We start from the raw sequence: 23,806 nt of genomic DNA, 5'->3' as shown, positions 1-23,806 counted from the left end.
CAATATTACCTAATATTTTATCTGTCAGTGACATTTTGCGTGTGTTTATATTTAATATACACCTATCCTATTCTGATAGACTCGATCGTTAATTTTTATTGTGCATCAATTGTAATATACGACCAAAGCTAACCGAACGGGTACCAATTTTTTGCATTCAATCTTCTGGAAGATAACTAAATTTTACGTAGAGTAAATCACCACTGGATTTTTCTTTACTTTTAAACGAATTGGTAACGCGATAAAGTTCTTTAAGATCCGCAGGAATACCAGCTGCGTCCGTAATAACTGTTCCGGTAGGTACAAATTTAAGCACCTGCTCAAGTGTTTTAACTAAAAAATCCTGTATCGGAAAGAGTCCATTAAAACGTTTATGTGGTACGTACTTTGTGATTACCATATATATTTCAGGGGTTTCTTGTAGATGGTTTTCGATACCGCGGGTTTGATTTTTTTCCAAATATTCGAAAATCTCCACTGGTGATCCGATGAGTACTAGCGGCTTAACGCCTGCACCTTTTTCTGAAAAAAGAAACTCGTTATTGCTATTTTTAACTGCCTTTTGCAAGGTTCCTCGATCCTGAATAACGGAGAAAAATTTTCCTTCTTTAACAACCGGTGCTGGTTCACGCCACATATTTATATCATTGGCTTGTGCACCACCGGCAATCACTGTAGCAGCCAGCATCATTACAGCCGTCATTTTATCTTTCATAAAAAACGTACTTGTTGTTTACCGCCGCCTCTGTATAACAATACTATCACCAATACAAACAGAATATAAACAGCAATGTTGCCTACAAAATAATTAAATATCAGGATAAAATTTTACACCAGAATGATGAATTCGTTACGGAGGCTGTGCTGTCATGATTTACTGACAAGTGGAAAAGAAATCATAAATTTTAAAAAACACCAAAAATTGCAATCATTTAGGATTTTTTTCATGATCATCGAGAATCAATAATTTTATTTTTGTTTAATTCAATTTGAGTTCTTGTGTGATTCAATATTAACCTGATAGCACGCTAGTTTCTTGAAAATGGTGTTGGTAAAATGTTATCAACATGTCAATGGATCTTACAGATGCAGATATGGAACAGTTATTTAAAAATCGATGTTGACGAAAAACCACATTAATAGTCATGTAGTTGAAAATAGCTTTCGATAAATTTTTTGGCATAACGGAAACGATTATGGATCGTTGAATCAACATTACCCATTGCCGTATTATAGATTTATGTAGTTAACCATTTACTCCCATATGAAACAAAATTACGCTTTAATATCATTGTACCTGGATGAATATTCAAGCTGGGATTATTTAATAAATTATTTTCAGTTAATGCTGGATATTCTCTTTGAATGGTTTTTAGGAGGTTGGTATTAATCTGGCTAATATCTAAATCAAAGAGGTTATCTGGATAATGAATGGTTATAGTGAAGATGGAATGCACATGGCTCTGATATTAGCAAATTTATGCTAAATTCGGTAGAACTTCAAACTGAGCTGTTAGATTTGATTGCCTGTGTCAGTAGCAATCGATTCTGAGAGCTGATTTCAACGTTGAGTAATTGGATTTTGCAGGTTTTCATTTAGAGCTGCCATTAGCTACCGCCTCATCATGTTTTCGTCTTATCTTCTATTTATATATTTGTTCAGTGAGTAGGGTATAAGTAATAACAAAAAAGCACTGATATAAAATATAAAAGTGCTTTTTTAATTAGTATGTTAACCACTTACCACTTACCACTTACCACTTACCACTTACCACTTACCACTTATGGCTACTTCATACCATATTTTTTCAATTTCTTACGTAGAGTTCCACGGTTGATGCTTAACATTAACGCAGCACGGGTCTGATTTCCACGGGTATATTGCATTACCATATCTAATAATGGTTTTTCAACCTCAGCCAATACTAATTCATATAAGTCATTAACATCCTGGTTATTAAGTTGGGCAAAATAGTTTTTCAGTGCTTGTTTAACTGAATCACGTAGTGGCTTTTGAGTTATTTGATCTTGTGCATTTACAGTAGCAACGGTTAGTACGTCAGAATTTCCGCGTTGTTCGAACATAGTTCTGTCAGCTCTTTTCTTTGATTTACGCAAAATTTTTCGAAATATGCCTCCAAACACTTCCAGCTGTTCGCTGGCATCCTCTATGGTGTTGAATGTGCGCCGAAACTGGTCATCAGGTGCATGTTCTCTTAAGTACCAAGAGACATGCTTGCGTGCGATGCGGATTCCTTTGCTTAGACCGTAAAAGTCATGCAGCTCCTTAACATGCGCTTGCATTAAGCACTGCACCTCAGCAATAGGCATAGGTGGCAGTAACTTACCTGTTTCCAGGTAATGCTGGATTTCCCGAAAGATCCAGGGTCTTCCCTGAGCAGCTCTACCAATCATTAAGGCATCAGCCCCAGTGTAGTCAAGCACTGCTCTGGCTTTAAGCGGGTCAGCAATATCGCCATTAGCGATAATAGGAATAGTAACATTTTGCTTAGCTGCTCGAATGCTGTCATATTCAGCTACACCATTAAATAAGCAAGAAAGAGTTCTGCAATGAATAGTTACAGCTTGAATACCACAATTTTCGGCCAGTTGGGCTATTTTTATACAGTTCCGTTCTTCAGGTGACCAACCAGTGCGAACCTTTAATGTAACAGGAACATCAACCGCATTTACAACAGCTAATAGAATTTTCTCAATCAGGCTCTAGATAGCTCAATAATGCTTAACCTGCTAACTTACGGTTCACTTTCTTGGCAGGGCAACCCATATTGATATCGATGATCTGAGCACCATTTGCAACATTAATTCGTGCAGCTGCTGCCATTTCATCGGGATCACTACCTGCAATTTGCACAGAACGAATGCCTAATTCATAACTATGGATCATTCTCAATCTGGATTTGTTTGTTTTCCAAACCTGAGGATTGGAAGAAAGCATTTCCGACACTGTAATATCAGCACCCATTGAGTAACACAGTGACCGAAAAGGCCTATCGGTGATACCCATACCCGCCATTGGTGCTGCAATGAGACAGTTTTTTATCTGATATTGACCAATACATAGGCGATAAAAGAACACCATCCTGTGACTGCAAGGGCTCGTATATTACGCATTTTTTACGAGATATGAAAGGACAAACTTTGAGCAAATTGATATTTCTTTGAAAAATTTTATATTGATTTTTTTGATTATAAATAATATTCATAAAAATCAATATAATGAAAATTTCTGATTTGTTTTCAAATTTTGTTATTCTTTATCGTAAATTCCTTGTTAGGTTAGATTATCTCTGTTGATTGTATAAAAATCAACCTTGATCACTATTTTTATGATGGTTATTGGAAAAATATTATTTTGTATAAACAATAAAAGTAATTAGTTTGATAATTTTGTGATTTTTTATAGCAGCAGATTTTTAGCAAAATTTTTATTGTCGGGTTAGCGCATTAGCATGCGCTAACCTCGCTTATGGCTAATCCGCTTTTTTTATTCCGGTTATTAGGCACCATCCTTCTTTTTCTATTATCGGCTCAATATTAAATTGTTGTTGGTAAGCGGTTATAACTGCTTCCGCCTGACTGGCTAAGATTCCAGACAGTCCAAGTAAGCCATTTGGATTAGTTAATCCACCGATTGCACCAGCTAATTCGCGTAAGGGGCCAGCTAAGATATTAGCAATAACAATATCCGCTTTTCGATCTTCAGGCTGATCTTTCGCCAAATACAGAACTAATTTATCGGCGACTCTATTTTGTTCGGCGTTGTTATGGCTAGCTTGGATTGCTTGAGGATCGATATCAATACCAATCGCTTTTTTGGCTCCTAGTTTAAGCGCGGCAATGGCCAATATGCCTGAGCCACAACCAAAATCGATAACTGTCTTATTTTTCAAATTTAAGCCATCTAACCACTCTAAACAGAGTGATGTAGTAGGATGGGTGCCGGTACCAAACGCTAAACCAGGATCCAAAATGACATTAACCGCATTGGGATCAGGCGTATCACGCCAGCTAGGGCAAATCCATAGTTTATGTCCAAAACGCATAGGATGGAAATTATCCATCCATTCACGTTCCCAATCTTTGTCTTCTATTTGTTCAATTGTATGAACAAAATTTTTACCCAATAAGGAGTAATTTTCAAGTTGGCTAATCACCTGCTTCATATCGTTTTCAGCATCAAATAGACCAATAACATCCGTATCTCCCCAAAGGCGAGTTTCACCCGGTAAGGGTTCAAAAACAGGGTTGTCGTAGCTATACTGAAAGGTGACAGAAACCGCTCCGGTTTCCGTTAATATATCACTTAAGGCTTCTGCCTGCTCGGCTGTCGAATTCAGACGTATTTGTATCCAAGGCATAAATATTCTCTTGAAATCGTAGGTTATTAGCTCGTTTTTATGGATGTAGATAATGATTTTTTCTCACCAACAACATTACCGATTAAAAAAGCAATCAAACTCAATAATAGAGCGGGTACGATGGGGTGAAAATTTAAAAATTTAACATCAAAGGCGGTCAATAATGTGTAAGAAAGGGCTCCGAGGATCATTGAACTTAATGCACCAAAACGGTTTGCTCTTTGCCAATATAGTCCGAGTATTAATGGCCAAAGAAAAACCGCTTGTAATCCACCAAAAGCCAGTAAATTTAACCAAATAATCATTTGTGGTGGATGCCAGGCGGCTAATAGTAATAAAGCACCCAGAAGGAGGGTAGAAGCACTTGAGATCAAGGTTAATTTTTTCTCTTTTTTTATCTCCTCTGGTGCAATATTGAAATATAGATCTTTTATAATAGTTGCTGAAGATTGGAGTAATTGTGAATTAATTGTTGACATAATGGCAGCCATTGGGGCGGCTAAGAAAATTCCTGCGGCGAATGGAGGTAAAACCGTGATCATTAATGTTGGGATGACTTGATCTGGGATCGTTAAATCCGGTAAAATAGCTCGACCTAATGCACCTGCTAAATGCATTCCCAACATTAAAATAGCCATCACAATGGTACCGATGATGATCCCTCGGTGCATCTCTTGGCTATTTTTATAAGAAATGCAGCGGACAGCAGTGTGTGGTAAGCCAATAACGCCAAAACAAACTAATATCCAGAACGAAAACATAAAGGGCATACTAAAGATGTTATCGGCACCTTGTGGTCTGATTAGTTTTTGAACAATCGTTTTTAGTGTCTCTGTTGCCGCCGCGAGACCGCCTGCCTTGTGAATAGTTGCAACCAGCAGAATCATGGTTCCTACTAACATAACAAAGCCTTTTAAGGTGTCATTAAGGACACTGGCTCTAAAACCACCAAACACAGTATAAAGCGCAATAGTGATGCCAAATATTAATAATCCTATTTCATAGGGGATATTTGCCGCAGTTTCAAGTAGACGAGCTCCGCCGATAAATTGAACTGTCATAGCACCAAAGAAAGCGATGAGTAAACTAATGCTAGCAATCCATACCAGTAAACGGCTTTGAAAACGAGCATACAGCATGTCATTAAGTGTCACCGCATTATAGCGACGAGCCAAAATGGCAAACTTTTTACCTAGTACACCAAGCGACAACCAAATAGTCGGAACTTGAATTAAGGCAAGTAGCACCCAGCCAAGGCCATATTTATAGGCTGCTCCAGGACCAACTATGAAAGAGCTAGCACTGATGTAGGTAGCAGTGATGGTCATTGCCAAAACAACCCCACCCATAGAGCGATTACCTAGAAAATATTCATGCAAAAATTCGCCTTTTTGACGTCGATGATAAGCATAAATAGACAGTAAACAAACCAATAATAAATAACCAATAAGTGGTAATAGAATTTCAATTTGCATCTTTATCTTCCAATGACATTTGTTTAAAAATGAATTTAACCATTAAGACACAAAGTAAAATAAAAATCAGAGGTAAATATAAACATGAAAGTTCAAACCATAATGGCATCCCTGTTATTCCCATTTCCTCACCGGGGAGGTAGGCAGTCATAATCCAACTACATAAATAAGCAACAGTAAGAAAAACTGACCAACGAGCTTCTTTGTTGGATTGAAGAAAACGTTTGTCCATTGGTTCTCCTGGTAGTAAAAATTTAATCTGAGGGTTTGTATATTAGTTAAAGATTATCTTCAGAAAAAGTATCAAAAATTAGGGTACATTCCGTACCCTATTGTGATGAAAGGTGAATAGAAAAGTTTATTCCTGTGAAGCGAGTTTTTTTTCCAGGTAATGGATATTGGTACCACCTTTGAAAAAATTGCTGTCATCCATAATTTTTTGTTGTAATTCTATGTTAGTTTTAATGCCATCAATAATTAATTCAGATAAGGCATTTTTCATCCGAAGGATAGCAATTTCCCGGGTTTCACCATATGTGATCAGCTTACCAATCATAGAGTCATAGTAGGATGGAACGGTGTAACCTGCATAAATGTGTGATTCCCAACGTATACCAAAACCACCAGGAATATGGAGGCGAGTAATTTTACCCGGACTTGGCAAGAAGGTATTTGCATCTTCTGCATTAATTCGGCACTCTATTGCATGCCCATGAATTTTAACATCTTTTTGTTTGATAGATAGCGGCAAGCCAGAAGCGATCCTTAACTGTTCTTTAATCAGATCAACCCCAGTGATCATTTCCGTCACAGGATGCTCAACTTGAATACGCGTATTCATTTCAATAAAGTAGAATTCGCCATTTTCATAAAGGAATTCAAAAGTACCGGCACCGCGATAATCGATATCAAGACAAGCTTTTGCACAGCGCTCGCCAATGCTTTTACGCATATCAACTTTTATACCTGGTGCAGGCGCTTCTTCAACCACTTTTTGATGGCGACGTTGCATTGAGCAATCACGTTCGGCTAAATAAATCGCATTGCCTTGACCGTCAGTAAGTACTTGAATTTCAATATGGCGTGGATTTTCCAGGAACTTCTCCATATAAACCATACTATTATTAAAGGCAGCTTTGGCTTCGGCGCCAGTTAGGGTAATGGCTTGTTCTAGCTCATTTTCGTTACGAACAACGCGCATACCGCGGCCACCACCGCCACCAGATGCTTTAATAATAACTGGGTAGCCAATTCGATTAGCAATTGTTTTATTGGTTTTTATCTCATTTCCTAAAGGCCCGTCTGAGCCAGGAACACAAGGAACACCGGCTTTTTTCATCGCCTCAATGGCAGAAACTTTATCACCCATGAGTCGAATAGTTTCTGGTTTGGGACCAATGAATATAAAACCAGAACGTTCCACTTTTTCGGCAAAGTCGGCATTTTCAGATAGAAAACCATAACCAGGGTGAATGGCTTCTGCAGCAGTAATTTCTGCTGCCGAGATGATTGTTGGAATATTAAGATAACTTTCAGCTGAAGCGGCAGGCCCGATACAGACAGTTTCATCAGCAAGTAATACATGTTTTAAGTCACGATCGGCGGCAGAATACACGGCGACGGTTTTTATTTTTAGTTCTTTACAGGCACGTAAAATGCGTAAAGCAATTTCGCCACGGTTGGCGATAACAATTTTTTTAAGCATAGGATGCCTCGTTATTCGATGATAACCAATGGCTCGTCAAATTCAACCGCTTCTCCATTTTCCAGCAGAATTGCTTTAACTACACCTGCTTTGTCTGCTTCGATCTGATTCATCATTTTCATCGCTTCGACAATACATAGAGGATCCCCTAGCTTAACCGTTTGGCCGACTTCAACAAATGGTTTTGCTTCTGGACTTGGCGCTCGGTAGAAGGTACCTACCATTGGCGAGCGAACAGTATAACCACTGATCTCTGCTTTTTTATCATTTGTTGTTTCAGGTAAAATTTGAGAAGGTGCAATGGCGTTTGCTAAAGCCGGTTGATGCGTGGTTGGCGCTGCCATATACTGTTGTAAATTCGGTAAATTCTGCACGATTGTACGGCTAATACGCACTGATTCTTCACCTTCCGAAATTTCTAGTTCAGAAATGCCAGATTCTTCAACAAGCTCAATCAATTTTTTAATTTTACGAATATCCATAAATTAATGCCGTATTTTTATTCTTTACATTTATTAGGTTGGGATTCATCAATGGTTGCTAATTCTTCGATATTTAATAAGAATTTAACCGCAGCTTCTAATGCAAAAATATAACCAGCAGCACGGAAACCACAGATGACACCGTTTGCAATATCGGAGAGATAGGAGTTATGCCTGAATGGCTCACGTGCATAAATATTAGTAAGGTGGATCTCATAAAATGGAATAGCAACGCTTAATATTGCATCGCGTAAAGCCACACTAGTATGCGTTAATGCGGCCGGATTAATCAATATAAAGTCGATTTTTCCTTGAGCTTGATGGATTTCATTAATAAGCTCATGTTCCGCATTAGATTGAAAATGACTTAATTTAACTCCTAATTGTTTTGCTTTTTGGTTCGTTTGGTGAACAATATCCTGAAGTGTAAGAGCACCATAGAATAGTGGTTCTCTCGTCCCCAGCATATTTAAATTTGGGCCATTTAGCAGCAAAATGTGGAAATCTTTTGCCATTTTGCGGGTATCTCCGACTGATAATTGATAATTGATAATTGATAATTGATAATTGATAATTAGACAACATAACTTTATGCTAATAGTTTGTCATCTTTTTCTCATAATGAAAACGTTTATTTTGACGACAGAGAGCGATATTATAAACATTTCATAGCAATTAGCAGCAAAATTTTAGTCTAATCAGCAAGATTGGCTCGAAAAATTTAACGTATTTTTACCAGTGTCCGGCCAGTGATTTGGTTATTGATTAATTTATCGGCATAATCAATCACTTTTTCTAACGGGATCTCTGTGGTTGTTAATTGATAAAAACTATCGGGTAATAAATTGGCTAACCGTTGCCATATCTGTGGGCGTTTGATCGTTGGAACCATCACCGAGTCTATCCCTTGTAGTCGTACATTACGCAGAATAAAAGGCATCACTGTTGTCGATAACATAATATCAGCGGCCAGACCACATGCTGCTATTGTACCTGAATAGCACATTTGTGAAATAACGGTTGCTAATATATTGCCGCCAACGGTATCAATAGCTCCTGCCCAACGTTGCTTTTCTAAAGGATGAGGTATGGTAGTAAACTCTTTACGTAGCAGCACTTGTTTAGCGCCAAGTGCTTTTAAGTAATCGATATTACTCTCCCGACCAGTTACTGCTGTGACGGAATAACCAAGTTTATCCAGCAGATGAATTGCGGTACTACCTACACCACCACTGGCTCCTGTCACAACAATGTTGCCTTTATCAATGGTTACGCCGTTTGCTTCCAACGCCATTATACAGAGCATAGCGGTAAAACCAGCGGTGCCGATTATCATCGCTTGTCGCATAGTCATTTTGTCAGGAATAGCTGTTAACCATTTGGCTGGTACACGCGCTTGTTCTGCTAATCCCCCCCCAATGGTTTTCACCAACACCCCAACCGGTCAGTAAAACTTGTTGGCCGACTTGAAATTTTGCATCTGTTGAAGACTTAATGATACCAGCAAAATCGATGCCTGGTACCATCGGGAATTGGCGGATAATTTTTCCTTTACCAGTAATAGCTAAAGCATCTTTGTAGTTTAGTGTAGACCAATAAATATCTACGGTAACGTCATCAGAGTGTAAAAGTGTGTCATCGATCGATTTTAGGCTTTGTTGAATAAATCGAACTTTTAGGTGATTGGCGGAGCTGATCGCTAAATTCGTTTCAACATCAGGTCCCCATGGCAAAGCAAAAGTTTAAAATTACCAACTGGCCCGCGTACAACAAGGCACTCAGACAACGCGGTTCCCTGACGGTCTGGCTTGATGAGTCGGCCATCGCTGGATGGACTGACAGTTCTTCGCCTGAAGGTCGTGGCCGGCCGCTTTACTACAGCGATATGGCTGTTACCACTGTCCTGATGATGAAGCGTGTGTTTAACCTGTCGCTCCGGGCATTACAGGGCTTCGTTGATTCGATTTTTAAACTCATGTCTTTGCCGCTGTGCTGTCCGGACTACTCGCTGGTCAGCAGACGAGCAAAGAGCGTCAACATCAGCATAAAAACGCCAACGCGTGGTGAAATCTCGCATCTGGTCATCGACAGTACCGGTCTGAAGGTCTTTGGCGAAGGTGAAAGGAAAGTCAGGCAGCATGGGGCTGACAGACGAAGAGTGTGGCGCAAGCTTCATCTGGCAGCAGACAGTGTGACTCATGAGATTATCTGTGCCGACTTATCGCTCAGCGGAACGACAGATGCGCAGGCACTGCCGGGCCTGATTAACCAAAACCACCGGAAAATCAGGGAAGTGTTAGCAGACGGTGCTTATGACGCCTGTTACTGCCACGACGCGTTGCTAAGAAAGAAAATCAGGCCCCTTATCCCGCCGCGAAGCGGAGCGAAATACTGGCCGGACAAGTACCATGAACGTAACTATGCGGTGGCGAATCAGCGTCTGAGTAGGAGTAATGATATGTGGAAAAAGAAAGTAGGTTATCACCGGCGTTCAGTGGCAGAAACAGCGATGTTCCGCATAAAAACTTTGCTGGGTGGCCATCTGAGGCTGCGTGACTATGAGGCTCAGGTAGGTGAAGCAATGGCGATGGTCAAAGCGCTGAACCGTATGACGTTGTTGGGTATGCCACACAGCGTCAGGATCGGATAACAGCTGTAGCAGAGGGAGCAATCCTGTCGGCTAATTCTGATTTATTCAACAAAGCCTCGATTTTATACTGGCTTTTAATGCTTGATTTTCTTGTTCTAATAGCAAGGCTTTCATAATTTGTGGCCTTTATGTTTGTATAAGGATGCTGCAGTATAAAGTTATTTTCGTTATTTCGGCGGGCATAAAGTCTCAATAATAAATAAATTGTAAATATGTTTTTTTTACTAGCGTCAATAGGGCGTTATCATGCAGAATACTAGTTTATTTTAGTAGTAAAAAAAAATTTTTTCTATAATAAATAATAACGTGCAGAATTAATACTTACATTTAAATTATTTTTTATTGCTACTTTAATAACTTATTAACATGGCAGGCTTTTATACTTTAATATAATATTAAAAAGCGAATTGACCTTGCTTTGAAGCATATGTCAACTAATAATTATGTAGCGTCATATAAACTTAATACAGCGTTATATTTTAATCTAAAATAGTTAATTTTCTTGTTAGAAAGTTTTATATTAAATGAATTAAGTGATTTTTATGAGGGTATTGTTGACTTTATACTGTAATTGATTATAGAGAATAAGCAGTAGTAGTGGTTTTTTGTATTGTAAAAAAATTAGCCACTTTTTATTGAAGCGATTTAATTAACTCCTTGTCGTCGCTTCATGTGGTTGGTAAAGTAGACGGATTTTCATTCGTTTCCAGCTTGCAGGATTATCCTTTCGTTATGTTTAAAAAAATTCGTGGCATGTTTTCCAACGACTTGTCTATTGATTTGGGTACCGCCAATACTCTCATCTATGTCAAAGGACAAGGTATTGTGTTAGACGAACCGTCAGTTGTCGCTATTCGTCAAGATCGCGCAGGCTCACCTAAGAGCGTTGCTGCTGTAGGTCATGAAGCAAAACAGATGCTAGGCCGGACGCCAGGTAATATCGCGGCTATTCGTCCAATGAAAGATGGCGTGATTGCTGATTTTTATGTTACTGAAAAAATGTTACAGTATTTTATCAAACAAGTTCATAGCAATAGCTTTATGCGTCCAAGTCCACGCGTCTTAGTTTGTGTACCTGTTGGTGCGACCCAGGTAGAACGTCGTGCAATCCGAGAGTCGGCGCTTAGTGCTGGCGCTCGTGAGGTTTTCTTAATTGAAGAACCCATGTCGGCGGCAATTGGTGCTGGTTTGCCTGTTTCCGAAGCAACGGGTTCAATGGTGGTTGATATTGGTGGTGGAACGACAGAAGTTGCTGTTATTTCATTAAATGGTGTTGTTTATTCGTCATCGGTACGTATCGGCGGTGACCGGTTTGATGAAGCGATCATTAATTATGTTCGTCGCAATTATGGTTCATTAATCGGTGAAGCTACTGCTGAGCGGATTAAACATGAAATCGGTTCGGCCTATCCTACAGATCAAGTTTACGAAATTGAAGTGCGCGGGCGTAATTTGGCTGAAGGCTTACCACGTGGTTTTACACTTAATTCTAATGAGATACTTGAGGCATTACAGGAGCCTTTAACCGGTATTGTTAGTGCCGTTATGTTGGCCTTGGAACAATGTCCACCAGAATTAGCTTCTGATATCTCTGAACGAGGTATGGTGTTAACTGGTGGTGGCGCGTTGTTGCGTAATTTAGATCGTCTATTAATGGAAGAAACAGGCATTCCCGTTATTGTTGCTGAAGATCCGCTAACTTGTGTTGCACGTGGTGGTGGTAAGGCATTGGAAATGATCGACATGCATGGTGGTGATCTGTTTAGTGATGACTAGACGTTAACCAATAGAAGGAGGAACTTAAGGATGGCGCTCCTCCTTAATTTATGTATAGCGATGTTAATGTTTAACGTTTATTTATTTTTTATCAAAATAACTCATGAAGCCGATCTTTAGTCGAGGGCCATCCCTACAATTACGTATTATTATTGCGATCGTTGTTGCAATCGCGTTGGTTGCTTTTGATCGTCAATTTGATACTTTTAATAAAATACGTAGTTATTTAGATACGGCTGTTAGTCCTTTTTATTTTTTGGTAAATGGTCCGCGAGACCTGCTTGATAATATTTCAGATGCATTGGCGAGAAGAGATCAACTTCTTTTTGAAAATAAAGCATTGAAGAAAGAGGTTTTATTAAAAAAAGCAGATAATTTATTACTTGGACAACTTAAACAGGAAAATGCTAGATTACGTGAGCTATTGGGTTCACCTCTACGTCAGGATGAACACATGATGGTTACTCAAGCGCTTTCAGGTGCGAATACACCTTATCGAGATCAAATTGTGATTGATAAAGGTTTACATGATGGTGTTTATGAAGGCCAGCCTGTTATTAGTGATAAAGGTGTTGTTGGACAGGTTATCTCAGTGAGCCAGTTTAATAGTCGTGTTTTACTGATTTGCGACACAACGCATGCATTACCTATACAAGTATTACGTAATGATATTCGGGTTATTGCAGTGGGTACAGGATGTAGTGATGATCTTCAACTTGAACCTTTACCAGATAATATTGATATACGTATTGGTGATGTAATAGTTACTTCTGGTTTAGGCGGGCGTTTTCCTGAAGGTTACCCAGTTGCGACTGTTTCTTCCGTAAGACATGATACCCAGCGCGCTTATACGATTATCCATGCTCGGCCTACCGCAGATTTACAAAGACTACGCTATCTTTTATTGCTATGGGGAAACTCTAGCGATCCTTCTCATCCTTTACCTCCATCAGAAGTATATCGCGCAGCAAATGAACGTTTAATGAAGATTCTGCCCCAGGTGTTTCCTGGCCCAAACGAGCTTCAAGGGCCACAGCTACCGTCAACAGAAATGAAAAAAAATGTCGAGCAACCTCCTTTGGTCGCTCAGTAGGAATTGCTACCGTGAAATCAAGGCAACTAAAGGAAACATAAAATGGATCAATACCGTGGAAATGGGCGGTGGATCATTTGGCTGTCCTGTTTAATTGCAATAATCCTAGAGCAAGTGCCCTGGCCTGAGCAGTTTCTTTATTATCGCCCCACATGGTTAGCATTAATTTTAATTTATTGGGTTATGGCTTTGCCGCATCGAGTTAGTGTAGGCACAGGATTTTTTTTGGGGATCTTTATGGATCTGATCCAAGGTTCAGCTCTTGCTGTACATGCATTAGCTTATAGTATGATTTGTTATTTGGTATCGTATAAACATCAGCTTCTTCGTAATATGGCACTGTGGCAACAATCCCTTGTTATTGCTGGATTATCAGTGGTTATGAATTTTACGATCTTCTGGGCGGAGTTTCTTTCCTCTCTAGTATTATTTCATCCCGAAGTATTCTGGAATTGTTTGATTAATGCCATCTTGTGGCCTTGGATGTTTTTATTATTGCGCAAAGTTCGACGTCAGTTTTTAGTTCGTTAAAAATGGGCAGCCAAGTGTATATTGTTTCTGAGAGTTTTTTCTATGGTAAATAGAATTTATTTAGCGTCAGCTTCGCCAAGAAGGCGTAAGTTAATTGAGCAGCTAGGATGGTTATTTGACATTATTCTCCCTGATATATCTGAATTATGTTACGAAGGAGAGACAGCCTGTGAGTATGTTATTCGCTTAGCATGTGAAAAATCTCAGGCGGGTGTTGATATGGCAGAAAAACCCTACCCAGTGTTAGGTGCGGATACTATTGTCGTAAGTGACGGAAATATTTTTGGTAAGCCTAAAGATGAAAACCATGCTGCGCATATATTAAGACAACTTTCAGGTAAAAAACACCAGGTGATGACTGCAATCGCGTTCTCAGATAAGCGAAATACATTGCATGATTTAATTGTCACCAAAGTGACATTGCGGCAATTAACAAATAAAGAAATCGATCAATATATCTTGTCGGGTGAGCAGATGGACAAGGCAGGAGCTTATGCTATCCATGGTAAAGGTGGCTGTTTTGTTAAGCGGATTGTCGGAAGTTATCACGCTGTAGTAGGGTTACCGTTAGTTGAAACAGATGAATTATTGACCAAGTTTCTGGCGTTAAATAATAGGAATGAGAGCTATGGTAGCTGAACTATTAGTCAATGTAACCCCCTCTGAAACACGGGTGGCTTATATTGATGGTGGCGTGTTACACGAAATTCATATTGAGCGTGAAGCTAAAAGAGGCATTGTAGGTAATATTTACAAAGGTCGTGTGAGTCGAGTCTTGCCCGGTATGCAGGCGGCCTTTGTTGATATTGGCTTGGAAAAGTCCGCTTTTCTTCATGCCTCAGATATTATGCCTCATACCGAATGCATTGCCGGCGACGAACAAAAAAACTTTCATGTACGTGATATCGGCGAATTGGTTCGGCAAGGGCAAGATATTATGGTACAGGTGGTTAAAGATCCGCTAGGAACAAAAGGGGCTCGTTTAACAACTGATATCACATTACCATCCCGTTATCTGGTTTTTATGCCGGGCGCTTCTCATGTCGGCGTTTCCCAACGCATTGAAGGTGAAGAAGAACGAGAACGTTTGAAAAATATTATTGAGCTATTTTGTGATGAGCATGGTGGCTTCATTATTCGTACTGCGGCAGAAGGGATCGGTGATGATGAACTGGCTCAAGATGCCGCTTTCTTGAAGCGTTTATGGGCTAAAATTGTTGAACGTAAAAAACGTCATAAGTCCCGTATGCAGATTTATCGTGAACTGGCTTTGGCAAATCGTATCATTCGTGATTTTGCCGGTGCTTCATTAGATCGGATCCGTGTTGATTCAAACCTGACTTTTATTTCATTAAAAGATTTTATTGATGAATATGTGCCTGAAATGACAGTAAAACTTGAACTGTATCAAGGACCATTACCAATATTAGATCTGTATGATGTTGAGAAAGAGATCCAACGTGCTTTAGAACGTAAAGTTGAATTAAAATCAGGTGGTTACCTAATTATTGATCAAACTGAAGCAATGACCACTATTGATATTAATACTGGTGCTTTTGTTGGTCACCGTAATCTGGAAGAGACCATTTTTAATACCAATATTGAAGCGTCAAAAGCTATAGCGAGGCAGTTAAGGTTACGCAACCTAGGCGGTATTATTATTATCGATTTTATTGATATGCTTGATCCGGAGCATCGTCGTCGTGTTTTGGCATCGTTGGAACAATCATTATTAAAAGATCGGGTTAAAACCACCATTAATGGTTTTTCTCAACTAGGATTGGTCGAGATGACACGCAAAAGAACACGTGAGAGCCTTGAACATGTTCTATGTGATGAATGCCCGACTTGCCAGGGTAGAGGAACAGTAAAATCGGTAGAAACAGTCTGTTATGAAATTTTACGTGAAATTGTTCGTATAAATCGTACTATCGATGCCAATCGTTTCTTAGTCTATGCTTCAGCGGCAGTTGTTGAAGCATTAAATGGTGATGAATCTCATATATTGGCCGAAGTAGAAATTTTTGTTGGCAAATCTGTCAAAGTCCAAATTGAGTCACTGTATAGTCAGGAACAGTTTGATGTCGTTATGATGTAGTTATGATAGTGGTTAGATTGCCATTGTAGTAACTTCTTTTGGAAGGAGAGATGGGTGAAACGACTACCTAAGGTATTGGTAGCCATAAGCGCAATAATAGTACTTATTATGGCATTGGCCATTATTGTACTACGTCTTTTTCTTCCACAAATTAATGAATATCGCAATCAACTTGAAGGACAGCTGCAATCATTAACAGGAATACCGTTTAAAATTGGTCATATTGAAGGTGAATGGGTCTCTTTTGGACCAGTATTAACGTTTTCTGATGTCAGTGTCAGCACGAAAAAAGTGAATATTCAGGTAAAGAAAATAAAATTTTCACTTGATATATGGCGTTCACTCTTTTCTTTACATCTCCGTTTTCGGGATATTATTTTCTATCAATTAAATGCAGATTGTTATAAACCACTTGAATTTGTCAGTGAAGGCGATTTTAGTCATTTTGATTTAGATGCTTTAGATGAATTGTTTTTACAGCAATTTGATTATTTTACCTTAAAAGAAAGCCGTATCACTTTTCTGACGCCGTCGGCAGAAAAAAAGACCTTAAAGATCCCTGAACTGACCTGGTTAAATCAAAATGAATATCATCGAGCACAAGGATTTATCAGCCTTGATAATTTTGAACAGCAGCAAGATCAGGATGCCATTCAAATTAAACTCAATCTTCGTAATAAAAATGGTGTGATTAATAGCGGCACGGTTTACTTACAGGCAGATAATGTAAATTTGCGCCCTTGGTTAAGTCGTTGGTTACGTGATAATACTGGATTACAGAATGCAGTATTTAGTCTTTCTAGCTGGATTACTATCAAAGATAGTCGTATCGAAGGTGGGCAATTACAGTTGCATCAAGGACAGGCAAATTGGCAGGTTGATGGACAAGAGCATCAGCTGGCTGTTGATGATTTATTGCTGACCCTGCATCGTCAAGAGAATGGTTGGTTATTTAATATTCCACAGCTACAACATTTAAAAACTGATCAACAACAATGGCTTGAAGGTCAAAGTTCTCTACTCTATTTACCACAATCAAAAGCAGATGAAAATCATTGGCGTATACGGATTAATAATATTCAATTAGAGCGATTAAGAACTATTATCCCTATTTTCTCTTTTTTCACGCCTGAATTTATTAGTGATTGGCAAAAACGTCAGCCAAAAGGTCAACTCGTCGCACTGGCATTGGATATTACGCCGGGTAAGCCAGAGAAAGCACTCATTGATGCCACCTGGCAAGATATTAGCTGGATACGCTGGAAAGATATACCTTCAGTTAGCCATTTTAGTGGTTCATTGCGAGGTAGTCAGCAAAGTGGAAGATGCTCATTTAACTTAAATAATAGTTTTATCGAATATGCACCAATGTTTAAAGTGCCATTGGAAATTTCTGCCGGACAGGGAACCATTTTTTGGTCGGAAGAAGGCCAATCACGCCAGATTTGGAGTGAGGATCTAATGCTGCAAGCAAAATCGCTATCGACAACCGGCGATTTTCGTTATCAGACAGCAAAAGATCAGCCACCTATATTAAGTATTTTGGCTGGCGCAAAATTGACCGATGCTGGTGATGCATGGCGTTATTTTCCCACCACGTTAATGGGTAAAGATTTATCTGATTATCTGACGAAAGCAATTATTAGCGGTCATGTTGATGCCGCCACGATGGTTTTTCACGGTGATCCGGCTAATTTTCCTTTTAAAAAGAAGAATGGACAATTTCAAGTTGTTGTACCGCTACGAGATGCGACTTTTAAGTATCAAACTGATTGGCCGACAATTTTTGATTTGGATATCGATCTTAATTTTGAACGTAATGGACTTTGGATGTCGGCGCCTAGTGTAAAATTAGGTGATGCTAAAGCAGTAGATCTTAGCGCAGATATTGCCGATTATAGTCAATCTAAATTATTAATAAAATCTAATATTACCGGTGATGGACAAGCGATCCATAATTATTTTATCCATAGCCCGATGGAAGGTTCGATTGGCAAGGCATTAGATGCAGTGAAAATAGGCGGTAACGTTAGTGGCAAATTGATGCTTGATATTCCGTTAGAGAGAAATAGTGGTAGTGTGATTGCTAGTGGTCCAGTTGATCTTAAGAATAATGATGTCGATATCACAGCTATTGATAGTCAGCTGGAACAGCTAACGGGGCGTTTTTATTTTCGTAATGGTGATTTGAAAAGTGAAAAGTTGCAAGCTGAATGGTTTGGCCAACCGATAAATTTAACATTTAATACCATTAATGAACGACAGAATTACCAGATCAATGTAAATGTTGGCGGTAATTGGCAAGCTAAAAAAATCGCTATTTTGCCTAAATCGATTACGCGTCAATTGGCAGGTAGCACAGCCTGGCAAGGACAGGTTAATATTCAATTGCCCAATCAACTAAAGCAAAATCCAACCTTATCCATTGCTCTGAATAGCAAATTAGATAAGCTTACTAGCAAATTTCCTGCTTTGGATAGCAAGCAAGTAAGGCAATTAGGTGATATGCAAATTCGTGCTAGTGGTGATACCCGGCAATTACAAATTTATGGTGATGTTGGTAAGCAAGTTAGCTTTAATAGCCAATGGCAATTTACTGAAAAGCAAGTTCGTTTGCTAAAAGTAGCCATTCAGCCTTACACAGCTAAAGGCGTTGTTCTGCCCGACAGTCCATTAGTTATGATCAACTTACCTGAAATCAATGATCCGAAATGGCTTTCATTTTTGACTTCATTTTCTTCATTAAATTTAGCACCGCAAAGTTATGGTAAATCATTTGTAATACCCGATATCGCTATTGTTAACTTGCCAAAGATCACTTTTGCTAAACAGCAATGGAATAATATGGCATGTACCATTAATAAAACCGCTGAATTAACGACAATTGTTGTAGATAGCGATAATTTGAAGGGTAGTTTAAGTATTCCGAAGCAGGGTGATTGGCAAGCTAAGATTAACTATCTTTATTTTAATCCAGAAACTTCATTCCAACAGCAGAATTATGTGGCAATAAATAACCTTGCGCAAAGATATGATATTTCAGCTTGGCCAAATATGAATATTTATTGCTCAGAATGTTGGCTTGCAGGCTATAAACTAGGTGAACTAAAAGCACAAGTCATACGCAATAGACAAACCCTCATTTTAAAAGAAGGATCGTTAATAAATAGCTCCACTGATTTGAAAATCTCTGGTATATGGCATGCAGATCAGCAAAACAGTACAACGATAAAAGGGATATTAAAAGGTAATCGATTTGATGATTTGGCTGCTTATTATGGCATACTAGTGCCGATTAAACAGGCACCTTTTAAAATTGATTTTGATTTAAATTGGGCCGCAGTACCATGGCAACCTGATGTTGCTAGTTTGAACGGTAATCTGAGTTTTAAATTAGCTAAGGGAGCAATTGCTCAGATGGGTGGTGGTGTAGCCGGTCAGTTGTTGCGTTTTATCAGTTTTGACGCACTTTTACGTAAATTGCAATTGGATTTTAGTGATACCTTTAGTGATGACTTTGCGTTTGATGCCATTCGGGGTAACGCCAATATAAAAAATGGCATCTTGAATACTGATAATTTTTATATTGATGGTTTAATGGCTGATATTACAATACATGGCAAAATTAATTTAGTTCGTCGTGATATGAATTTAGAAGCTATTATTACTCCTGAAATTGCAACCACGGTAAGTGTTGCAACGGCATTTGCCGTTAATCCACTTACGGGTGCGGTAGTGTTTGCTGCAACTAGAGTATTGGGCCCATTATGGAGTAAAATATCGGTTATTCGTTATCGAATTACCGGTAGTCTGGAACAACCAAAAATTGATGAAACTTTACGTCAATTGAAGGAGAATCAACGGGATGACAAGTGACAATATTGCACTATTACAATTGTGTAGTGGTAAAAATACTAAACATAACCTTGCTCAGATAGAGCAGCAGATTAAACAATTGCCAAATAGTGTGAAATTGGTTTTAACACCGGAAAATGCACTGTTGTTTAGTGATAATATCAGTTACCGTAATTTTGCTGAATTACAGGGAGAAGGTCCTTTACAAGGTGCAATTGCTGAAATGGCTCGTCATTATCAAGTATGGATATTGGTGGGCTCTATGCCATTAATCAGCCGCGAAGATCCTGAGCTTATCACGAGTAGTAGTCTGTTATTTGATGATAGCGGTGCAATTCGTGCTCGCTATGACAAAATTCACATGTTTGATGTGAATATAATTGATGATGAACAAGGTATTTATAACGAATCGTCAATTTATCAACGTGGTGAACATATTACAGTAGTTGATACGCCAGTTGGCCGTTTAGGAATGACGATTTGTTATGATTTACGTTTTCCCTGCCTGTTTCAGGCATTAAGAAAGCAAGGGGCGGATCTCATTGCTGTGCCGGCTGCTTTTACACGTTTAACTGGTGAAGCTCACTGGGAACCACTGTTAAAAGCCCGCGCGATTGAAAATCAATGTATGATTTTGGCGCCGGCACAAATAGGCGTGCATGGTCAACGTCGTACTTGGGGTCACTCAATGGTGATTGATAGCTGGGGCAATATTTTGCAAGAAAATGCAGATGCAGTCAGTGCATTAACGCTTAATATTGATAAAGCTAAAGAAAGCCTGATTGGTGTCCGTGAACAGATGAAAGTCGTAAAGCATAATCGCTTCTGTACTAGTTTGATGCCATTCATTGAACACAAAACGAAATAGAAAGAGTAAATAAATATGAGTTTAACCTCTGTTAGTGAATATTTGCTGACATCAAACGATCTTAATCATCAACATCTGCAAGATGTTTTACAATCACTTGCCGAGCGATATTTAGATTATGCCGATCTCTATTTTCAATCGGAGTTGTCATGAAGCATGGGGATTGGAAGACGGAATTATTAAAAGAGGATCCTACAATATTGATCAGGGTGTAGGTATTCGCGCTATTCGTGATGATAAAACCGGATTTGCTTATGCCGATCAGATAACTTTACAGGCACTACAGCAAAGTGCTAATGCGGCTCGAAGCATTGTCAATTAGGCTGGTAAGGGCCAAGCATGTCTAATTAGTAAGGTTAATTTTAAACATTTATATTCTGCGATTGATCCTATACAAACAATGATCCAGGAAGAGAAAATCGCATTGTTGCAGCGTGTTGATCAAGTTGCCCGAGCCCAAGATCCTCGTGTGCAAGAGGTCGATGTAACGCTATCTGGTGTTTATGAACATGTTCTGGTCGTAGCAACAGATGGCACGTTAGCGGCTGATATTCGTCCATTAGTACGCTTATCTGTCAGTGTGTTAGTGGAACATGACGGCAAGCGTGAGCGTGCTGGTAGTGGTGGTGGTGGGCGCTATGGTTACCAATATTTTCTTGAAACAGAGCAAGGTGAAGTTCGGGCGGCATATTATGCTCGAGAGGCTGTCAGCATAGCATTGGTTAATCTTACCGCAATTGCTGCACCGGCAGGCACAATGCCTGTGGTACTCGGTGCTGGTTGGCCAGGTGTTTTACTACACGAGGCAGTCGGCCACGGTCTTGAAGGTGATTTTAATCGGCGTGGCACATCTATTTTTAGTGGAAAAGTAGGTCAACAAGTTGCTTCACCACTTTGTACCGTGGTTGATGATGCCACTCTAGTCGGTCGTAGAGGATCTTTAGCCATCAATGATGAAGGTGTACCGGGACAATATAATGTCTTGATTGAAAATGGTATTTTAAAAGGTTATATGCAAGACAAAATGAACGCTCGTTTGATGGGTGTTGTGCAAACCGGTAATGGTCGGCGTGAATCTTATGCGCATTTACCGATGCCTCGTATGACAAATACTTATATGTTAGCCGGACAATCAACCCCAGCAGAGATAATAGCCAGTGTTGATCGTGGTATTTATGCACCTAATTTTGCTGGTGGGCAAGTTGATATTACTTCGGGCAAATTTGTTTTTTCGACTGCGGAAGCCTATTTGATCGAAAAAGGGAAAATCACAAAGCCGATAAAAGGAGCAACATTAATTGGCTCCGGGCGAGAAGCAATGCAGCAGATTTCAATGGTTGGTAATGATCTCAAACTTGATAGCGGGATTGGTGTTTGCGGCAAAGAATGGCAAAGTGTTCCTGTTGGTGTGGGCCAACCCACATTAAAGCTCGATAGTATGACGGTTGGTGGAACAGCATAATAAATTTTTGGATGATTGGATGAATAAAAAAATTGTTATCTTGCTAATATTAGCCATATTAATAGTGGCAGTCGTTTACTTTAAATGGCATAGTCGGCAGCAGGCAGACATAATAGGGCAAACAGTAGCGCCCACGGCTGTCCATAATATTGACAAGTTAACCGCACAGCAAAATGTGGTTAATTATCTAAGGCAATACCATCGATTACCAGACTTTTATATTACAAAAAGAAAAGCACGACAAAGTGGTTGGGATCCAAGGGCAGGTAATTTATGTCAAGTTATGCCGGGTACAGCGATTGGTGGCGATAGATACAACAACAGAGAAAAATTGCTACCTGCTGCTCCAGATCCGCCAATGGTATGAAGCCGATATCAATTATCACTGTGGTCATCGAGCTAGTGATAGATTGCTTTATTCATCAGATGGATTGATTTATGTGACGTTAGATCATTATAAAACCTTTTCAAGAGTGAATTAAATGATGCATTGTGTTGAATTTGATTTTCGTGAAATAGAAAATCTGAATGACTTTTATCAAAAAGCGATATTGGTTTTTGAATTACCAAAATGGTTTGGCCAAAATTTGGATGCACTTTGGGATATGTTGACTTGTGGAATTGCTTTACCGGTAGAGGTTATTTTTTCTCATATAAATGAATATCAGTTAACAGAATTTGCTGAGCTGATAACGGTTTTTAGAGAAGCTGAACAAACATTAGGAGGGAAATTAATATTTCATTGCCGAGCCTCCCAATCTAATCCAGCTTAGGCAATTTCAGATAATGTTTTTAGGTATTGAAAGAGTTGGCGATAGGCTTTAGCCGGTTTATTTGCCTCTATTTCTTTTTTACAGTTACGAATTAAGGTCCGTAGCTGTTGACGATCAGCTAAGGGAAATAAACGTATTACATCTTCAATTGCATTATCGCCATTCTCTAATAATTGATTACGTAAAGCTTCAAGTTTATGTAATATGGCAATTTGTTGATTGTGCCGATTTTTTAGCTTATCCAACGCGTCATAAATAGGTTGAGGATCTTGCGCTCTGAGTAATTTACCAATAAATTGTATCTGGCGTCGTCGCCCTTCACTCTTAATTTTTTGCGCTAATTCAACAGCTGCTAGTAGTTCATCATTAAGGGGGATACGTTCTAGTTCATGTTTACTAAGTTCAACCAGTTCTGCTCCCAGCTTTTTTAGCGCTTCGGCATCACGCTTGATTTCGCTTTTACTGACCCAGATGATTTCATCCTTATCGATATTATCGGCGTTATCATCGAACCAGTTATCGGGCTGTTTTGCCATCGCGGTTTTCCTCTTAGCAAGACGTCGGATTATTTTATTTCAGAATAATCTGTCGTCTGGTATGTTAACATCTTATCTCTATTGTAACTGGGAAAATAGATTTAATGCTACAGAGGATTT

17 protein-coding genes and 5 pseudogenes are annotated in these 23,806 nt (G+C 39.2%); 11 read left to right on the top strand and 11 right to left on the bottom strand.

Annotation, left to right across the window (positions count from 1 at the left end):
• Window positions 1–88 precede the first annotated feature (88 nt).
• From E3U36_RS09580 to acuI, 10 genes and pseudogenes are all read right to left on the bottom strand, one after another.
• A pseudogene (locus E3U36_RS09580) lies at window positions 89–703 on the bottom strand (hypothetical protein).
• Window positions 704–1,788: 1,085 nt separating this feature from the next.
• Complete coding sequence (fis, locus tag E3U36_RS12345) at window positions 1,789–2,085, bottom strand: DNA-binding transcriptional regulator Fis (protein ID WP_202881821.1); 297 nt, start codon at window positions 2,083–2,085, stop codon at window positions 1,789–1,791.
• Window positions 2,052–3,103: pseudogene (gene dusB, locus E3U36_RS12340) on the bottom strand (tRNA dihydrouridine synthase DusB). Before dusB ends, fis begins: the two are co-directional and overlap by 34 nt.
• A 391-nt stretch (window positions 3,104–3,494) precedes the next feature.
• Window positions 3,495–4,382, bottom strand: a complete 888-nt coding sequence (gene prmA / locus E3U36_RS09565) for a 50S ribosomal protein L11 methyltransferase (RefSeq protein WP_180816373.1) — start codon at window positions 4,380–4,382, stop codon at window positions 3,495–3,497.
• A 26-nt stretch (window positions 4,383–4,408) separates the two neighbouring features.
• Window positions 4,409–5,857: a sodium/pantothenate symporter gene (gene panF, locus E3U36_RS09560; protein ID WP_180816372.1), complete on the bottom strand. Its 1,449-nt coding sequence runs from the start codon at window positions 5,855–5,857 to the stop codon at window positions 4,409–4,411.
• Complete coding sequence (locus E3U36_RS09555) at window positions 5,847–6,089, bottom strand: YhdT family protein (protein WP_180816371.1); 243 nt, start codon at window positions 6,087–6,089, stop codon at window positions 5,847–5,849. The genes panF and E3U36_RS09555 overlap by 11 nt, the downstream gene beginning before the upstream one ends.
• A 126-nt stretch (window positions 6,090–6,215) precedes the next feature.
• On the bottom strand, window positions 6,216–7,562 hold the full coding sequence (accC, locus tag E3U36_RS09550; RefSeq protein ID WP_180816370.1) for an acetyl-CoA carboxylase biotin carboxylase subunit: 1,347 nt from the start codon (window positions 7,560–7,562) through the stop codon (window positions 6,216–6,218).
• Window positions 7,563–7,573: 11 nt separating this feature from the next.
• Window positions 7,574–8,044: an acetyl-CoA carboxylase biotin carboxyl carrier protein gene (accB, locus tag E3U36_RS09545; RefSeq protein WP_180816369.1), complete on the bottom strand. Its 471-nt coding sequence runs from the start codon at window positions 8,042–8,044 to the stop codon at window positions 7,574–7,576.
• A gap of 17 nt (window positions 8,045–8,061) precedes the next feature.
• The gene (gene aroQ / locus E3U36_RS09540; protein ID WP_180816368.1) at window positions 8,062–8,559 is read right to left on the bottom strand and encodes a type II 3-dehydroquinate dehydratase; all 498 of its coding nucleotides are present in this window, start codon (window positions 8,557–8,559) and stop codon (window positions 8,062–8,064) included.
• A 206-nt stretch (window positions 8,560–8,765) separates the two neighbouring features.
• A pseudogene (gene acuI, locus E3U36_RS09535) lies at window positions 8,766–9,741 on the bottom strand (acrylyl-CoA reductase (NADPH)).
• 29 nt (window positions 9,742–9,770) lie between these two features.
• Here acuI and E3U36_RS09530 point away from each other — a divergent pair.
• The 11 genes and pseudogenes from E3U36_RS09530 to E3U36_RS09480 all read left to right on the top strand — a co-directional run bounded on the left by E3U36_RS09530 (window position 9,771) and on the right by E3U36_RS09480 (window position 23,150).
• A complete protein-coding gene (locus E3U36_RS09530) occupies window positions 9,771–10,694 on the top strand; it encodes an IS5 family transposase (RefSeq protein ID WP_180816367.1) in 924 nt (307 codons plus the stop codon).
• Between the two features lie 732 nt (window positions 10,695–11,426).
• The gene (gene mreB / locus E3U36_RS09525; protein WP_180817615.1) at window positions 11,427–12,470 is read left to right on the top strand and encodes a rod shape-determining protein MreB; all 1,044 of its coding nucleotides are present in this window, start codon (window positions 11,427–11,429) and stop codon (window positions 12,468–12,470) included.
• Window positions 12,471–12,573: 103 nt separating this feature from the next.
• Window positions 12,574–13,563 carry a rod shape-determining protein MreC gene (gene mreC, locus E3U36_RS09520; protein WP_180816366.1) on the top strand — a complete coding sequence of 330 codons (990 nt, stop codon included), beginning with the start codon at window positions 12,574–12,576 and terminating at the stop codon, window positions 13,561–13,563.
• Window positions 13,564–13,605: 42 nt separating this feature from the next.
• A complete protein-coding gene (gene mreD / locus E3U36_RS09515; RefSeq protein ID WP_180816365.1) occupies window positions 13,606–14,094 on the top strand; it encodes a rod shape-determining protein MreD in 489 nt (162 codons plus the stop codon).
• A gap of 42 nt (window positions 14,095–14,136) precedes the next feature.
• Window positions 14,137–14,733 (top strand): Maf family protein, encoded by a 597-nt coding sequence (locus E3U36_RS09510; protein WP_180816364.1) that lies wholly within the window; start codon window positions 14,137–14,139, stop codon window positions 14,731–14,733.
• Window positions 14,723–16,192 carry a ribonuclease G gene (rng, locus tag E3U36_RS09505; RefSeq protein ID WP_180817614.1) on the top strand — a complete coding sequence of 490 codons (1,470 nt, stop codon included), beginning with the start codon at window positions 14,723–14,725 and terminating at the stop codon, window positions 16,190–16,192. The genes E3U36_RS09510 and rng overlap by 11 nt, the downstream gene beginning before the upstream one ends.
• Window positions 16,193–16,246: 54 nt before the next feature.
• Window positions 16,247–20,068: an AsmA2 domain-containing protein YhdP gene (gene yhdP, locus E3U36_RS09500; protein WP_180816363.1), complete on the top strand. Its 3,822-nt coding sequence runs from the start codon at window positions 16,247–16,249 to the stop codon at window positions 20,066–20,068.
• Complete coding sequence (gene nit1, locus E3U36_RS09495; RefSeq protein WP_180816362.1) at window positions 20,058–20,915, top strand: deaminated glutathione amidase; 858 nt, start codon at window positions 20,058–20,060, stop codon at window positions 20,913–20,915. Before yhdP ends, nit1 begins: the two co-directional genes overlap by 11 nt.
• Window positions 20,916–20,930: 15 nt before the next feature.
• Window positions 20,931–22,377 (top strand): annotated as a pseudogene (gene tldD / locus E3U36_RS09490) (metalloprotease TldD).
• A 19-nt stretch (window positions 22,378–22,396) separates the two neighbouring features.
• Window positions 22,397–22,859 (top strand): annotated as a pseudogene (locus E3U36_RS09485) (ribonuclease domain-containing protein).
• Entirely contained in the window at window positions 22,860–23,150 is a 291-nt protein-coding gene (locus tag E3U36_RS09480) for a barstar family protein (RefSeq protein ID WP_238337444.1), read from the top strand.
• Here the strand turns inward: E3U36_RS09480 and yjgA are convergent.
• Window positions 23,147–23,686: a ribosome biogenesis factor YjgA gene (gene yjgA, locus E3U36_RS09475; RefSeq protein WP_180816361.1), complete on the bottom strand. Its 540-nt coding sequence runs from the start codon at window positions 23,684–23,686 to the stop codon at window positions 23,147–23,149. The two genes, E3U36_RS09480 and yjgA, sit on opposite strands and share 4 nt — an antisense overlap.
• Window positions 23,687–23,806 lie beyond the last annotated feature (120 nt).

The organism is Arsenophonus endosymbiont of Aphis craccivora (assembly GCF_013460135.1).
In the GTDB taxonomy this organism is placed as follows: Bacteria; Pseudomonadota; Gammaproteobacteria; order Enterobacterales; family Enterobacteriaceae; genus Arsenophonus; species Arsenophonus nilaparvatae.
The sequence above is the reverse complement of the archived record's forward strand: the minus strand, read 5'-3'. Positions and strand labels throughout refer to the sequence as shown.